This is a genomic window from Streptomyces sp. NPDC004667 (assembly GCF_040609475.1).
Taxonomy (GTDB): Bacteria; Actinomycetota; Actinomycetes; order Streptomycetales; family Streptomycetaceae; genus Streptomyces.
On the sequence record NZ_JBEXKC010000201.1, the window covers coordinates 1 to 4,082 of the forward strand.

Here is a 4,082-nt window from a genome sequence, read left to right on the forward strand (position 1 = left end):
GGCCCGCCACCGCGCCCGACCGCGCCGCCCAGGACCGCGACGCGGCGATCCTGTTCACCGGCTCGGCCCGGCCGCGCCCGGTCCGCGTCGGCCACGAGCTGCTGCTCGCCGCCCACGACGGCTGGGCCGGGGCCGCCCGGCTCACCCCGCGCGACCGCCACCTGTTCAGCGGCGGACCCGACATCACCGCCTTCGCCGCCGGCTGGACCCGCCCCCTGTGCTCCGGCGGCGCCCTGGTCCTGCCCGAGGGCGCCGGGCGCGGGGCCCACGACCTCCTCGACGCCGTCCGGGACCGGCACGTCAGCGTCCTGCACACCGACCCGGCGACCGCCGTGGAGCTCATGGTCCGCGACGACCGGCCCGCCCCGGTCTCCGTCCCCCGGCCCCGCCGCGAACCCGACCCCGCCTTCGCCGACGTGCGGCTTCTCACCGTCACGGGGGACCGGCTCTACCTCGACGAACAGGCCGCCCTCCAGGACCGGTTGCGCCCCGGCGCCCGCGTCCTCAACGTCTACGGCCCCACCGAGACCGCCGGCGCCGGGACCTCCTTCGAACTCCCGCAGCTGCCCGGCCCGCTGGACACCCCCGAACGGATCGCCCTCCTCGGCACGCCCTTCCCGGGCTTCCGCGCCGACCTGCGCGACGGGGAGCTCCTCCTCACCCCGCCCGGCGGCGACGCCGTCGCGACCGGCGACCTCGCCGTCCTGCGCCCCGACGGGCTGCTGGAGTTCGGCGGGCGGCTGCGCGACCGGATCACCCTGGACCGGGGCGCCCACCTCGACCCCCACACCGTCGAGTCCCGGATCCGCACCCACCCCGCCTTCGGCGCCGCCGTCGTGGCCCGGGTGACCTCGGGGACCCGCGAACGGCTCGTCGCCTACGTGGCCCCGCCCCCCGGCGACCCCCTGTGGCTCCGTGACGGGGACAAGGCCGGCGTGGAGACCCTGACCGCACACCTGAAGCCGGGGACCGGCCCCGCCGAAACGCCGACCCGGCTGGTCCGGCTGCGCGCCCTGCCCCGTACCCGGGCCGGCCAGGAGGACCGGACGGCCGTGCCGCTGCCCGCCGAGGACCGCCCGGCGGTGGCCGGTTCCGCGCCGGCCCCCGCGCGCAGCGGCAAGACGGGCACCGCCGGGGAGTCGTTGTCTCCCGGCTGCGCCGCCGGCTGCCTCGCCCTCCCGCTGACCGTGGGGGCCCTGGTGCTCGCCCCGGCGTTGTGGCCCGGATCGACCGACCTCACCGGGGTGCCCCTCCCGTGGTCCTTCCTCTTCTTCGTCCTCTACGTCTGCGAGAGCGCCGCCTTCGCGGCGGGCGTGCTGTTCCTGTTCGGAGGCCGCGGGCGGATGCTCCGCCACGGCCGGGGACGGGCCCTGACCACCGCCGCCCACCTGTCGGCGTCCTACCTGCTGCTCGCCTGGTGGCCGCAGGACAACCTCTACCGGCTGGCGGCCAAACACGACTGGCCGCGCCAGGCCGCCCTCGTCTACACCTTCAACGTCCCGCTGATGATCGCGGGCCTGATCGTGGCCTGCTACCTGCTCCGCAGGCCGCGCTCGCCCTTCGACTTCGAGGACTGACCGGCCGGGCGGCGGCCGGGTCGGGCTCCGGCCCGGCCCGCCGCGTCGGAGCCGTCGCCGACGCAGGAGCCGTCCCCGGGGGCAGAGCCGTCCCCGGCGTCGGAGCCGTCGCCGGCATCCGAGCCGTCCGCCGCCGCGGAGAAGTCCGCGAACCCCGCCCCGACCGCGAGGGCCCCCGCCCGCACCAGCGCCTCGGCCGCGTCCAGCGCCCCGGCGTCGCGCGCGGCCAGCAGCACTCCGATCCAGGGCGCCGGATCGAAGGCCCCGGTCACGATGGCCGGCACGAACACCGCCCCCGACCCGGCGCAGGCCTGCACGAGGTCCCCGCACAGCAGCTCCACCTGCCCCTCCGGCAGCCGCGCGCCCAGCTCCACCCGGTCGACGATCCGTACGAGGTGCCCCGCGCCCCGCAGCACGTCCAGCCGGGCCGCCACCATGAAGGCCACCGAGGGGCCGGTGAGCCTCAGGTTGGCCTCGGTCGGCGCCGGCCGCCCCGCCGCGTCGACCACGAAGTCCACGTCGAACCAGCCCCGGTGGCCCGAAGCCGCCAGCTCCCGCCCCACCGCCGCCCCGAACGCCCGCAGCGGCGCCTCCAGCGCGGCGGGCACGACCCCGGGCCCCACCGTCGCGCCCCGGTACGCCCCGTCGTCCACCTCCATCACCGCCGCCCCGACCTCGTGCGGGCGGCCCTCCCCGTCCACGAACCCGTCGTACGTCAGGTCCCGAGGCCCCCGTGACGGTCCCTGTACGTACTCCTCCACCAGCAGCGGCCCGCGCGGCAGCCCGCGCAGCGCCGCCCGTGCCCCGCCCGCCGCCCGGACCAGGGCGGGCGTCACCACCCTGGTGCCCGAACCCCCCACTCCGTGCTCCGACTTGAGCACCGTGCCCAGCCCCGCCCGCGCCCGCGACCGCACCGTCCGGACGGCCGCCCACCGGGTCGCCGCCCGCCACTGCGCGGGGAGCGCGATCCCCGGGTGCCCGCCGCCCGCCAGGATCCGGGCGAACAGGGAGTGCGCCGCCGACTTCGACTCGTAGCGCAGGTCCCGCGGCCGCCACGGCAGACCGGCGAGCCGCCCGTACGGCTCCGTCCGCCCCCACGGTACGAGGGGCAGCCCGCGCCCCGTCACCCGCCGGGCCAGCTCCGGCCGCGACCGTACGGCGTCCGACAGGCACGGGTCCCCCTCGGCCAGCCCGTCGTGGACCTCCACCTCGGGGCCCCAGCCCAACTGCCGTCCGACCAGCCGGATCCAGCCCGGTGGCACCGCCCGCGGCAGCAGCAGGGCGGCCGGGTACGGGCTGTAGAACGCGGCGAGGCAGGCGTAGTCGTGCGCGGCCCCCGGCTCCCGGCCCACCGAGGGGTCGGCGAACTGGGCGTTGAACTCCGCCACGTTGCCCACGTGCACCGCCGGGACCCCGCCCGTCCAGGCCCGCGCCCAGCCGGCGAGCACCGCCGGAGCCACCTCGAAGCGCACCAGCCCCGGCGGCGCCCCGGCCGAGGCCACCGCGCCCATCGCCCGGTAGAAGCCCGTCGCGTGCGGATCGGCGTCGATCAGCAGGCGGCGCACGCCCAGCGCGGCGGCCCGGCCCAGGACGTTCCGGTACAACAGCCGCCCGACGCCCCGGCCGATGGCCGACGGTTCCACGAACAGCAGCCCGAGCCGGGCCACTTCCCCGTCCGGCCGCCCTCCCGGTGCCCCCTCCAGGACCTCCAGAGAGGCGACCCCCAGCAGGAGCCCGGCGCCGTTCTCGGCCACCACGATCCGCCGGCCGGCGAGTTCGTCCTCGCGGACGGCCAGTTCCGGGGCGCACGCGGCGAGGAACCCCGCGTCGTAGCCCCAGTGGGCCTTGGACCGCATGACCAGCGCCGTCAGCGCTGCCGCCTCCCCGTCCCGCGCGGCCCTGACCTTTGCCATTTCCTGACCTCCCCATGGTCCGGGGCGGGGCCGTGCGATACATTCGGCCTCCCCACGGCACGTGCTCGGCACATCCCTATCCCACCCACGCCCAGACAGGCTTTTCCATGAGCGACATCGTCAACGGACTCGGCCGCACGAGCGCGTACGGCGCCCTCGGGCTGGTCCTGCTGATCCTCGGCATCGTCCTGGTGGACGTGTTGACGCCCGGGAAGCTCCCGAAGCAGATCTGGGAGGAGCGCAACCGCAACGCGGCCCTCCTGCTCAGCTCCGCGCTCCTGGGCATCGGCGGCATCGTCTTCACCTCGATCTGGACGACGTACGACGACTTCGGCAAGGGCCTGCTGTCCACCGCGGCCTTCGGGCTGCTGGGCCTGGTCCTGATGGCCGTGGCCTTCCTGGTGCTGGACCTGGTGACCCCGGGCAAGCTCGGCGCCATCGTCGTGGACCCGGAGCCGCACCCGGCCGTCTGGGTCACGGCCTCCTGCAACCTCGCCGTCGCCGCGATCGTGGCGGCGTCCATCGCCTGACGACACGTACGGCACGACGAGAGCGCCGCTCCCCACGGGGAGCGGCGCTCTACTCGTGCCGG

The 4,082-nt window shown here is 77.0% G+C and carries 3 protein-coding genes; 2 read left to right on the forward strand and 1 reads right to left on the reverse strand.

Annotation, left to right across the window (positions count from 1 at the left end):
* The coding region (locus ABZW32_RS39080; protein ID WP_356225577.1) for an AMP-binding protein at positions 1 to 1,577 on the forward strand (1,577 nt) is incomplete at its 5' end.
* On the opposite strand, the gene ABZW32_RS39085 is transcribed toward ABZW32_RS39080, so the two are convergent.
* Positions 1,532 to 3,490 carry a GNAT family N-acetyltransferase gene (locus ABZW32_RS39085; protein WP_356225579.1) on the reverse strand — a complete coding sequence of 653 codons (1,959 nt, stop codon included), beginning with the start codon at positions 3,488 to 3,490 and terminating at the stop codon, positions 1,532 to 1,534. The genes ABZW32_RS39080 and ABZW32_RS39085 overlap by 46 nt on opposite strands.
* Positions 3,491 to 3,597: 107 nt before the next feature.
* Here ABZW32_RS39085 and ABZW32_RS39090 point away from each other — a divergent pair, with 107 nt between their 5' ends.
* The gene (locus ABZW32_RS39090; RefSeq protein WP_266846087.1) at positions 3,598 to 4,020 is read left to right on the forward strand and encodes a DUF350 domain-containing protein; all 423 of its coding nucleotides are present in this window, start codon (positions 3,598 to 3,600) and stop codon (positions 4,018 to 4,020) included.
* Positions 4,021 to 4,082: the final 62 nt, after the last annotated feature.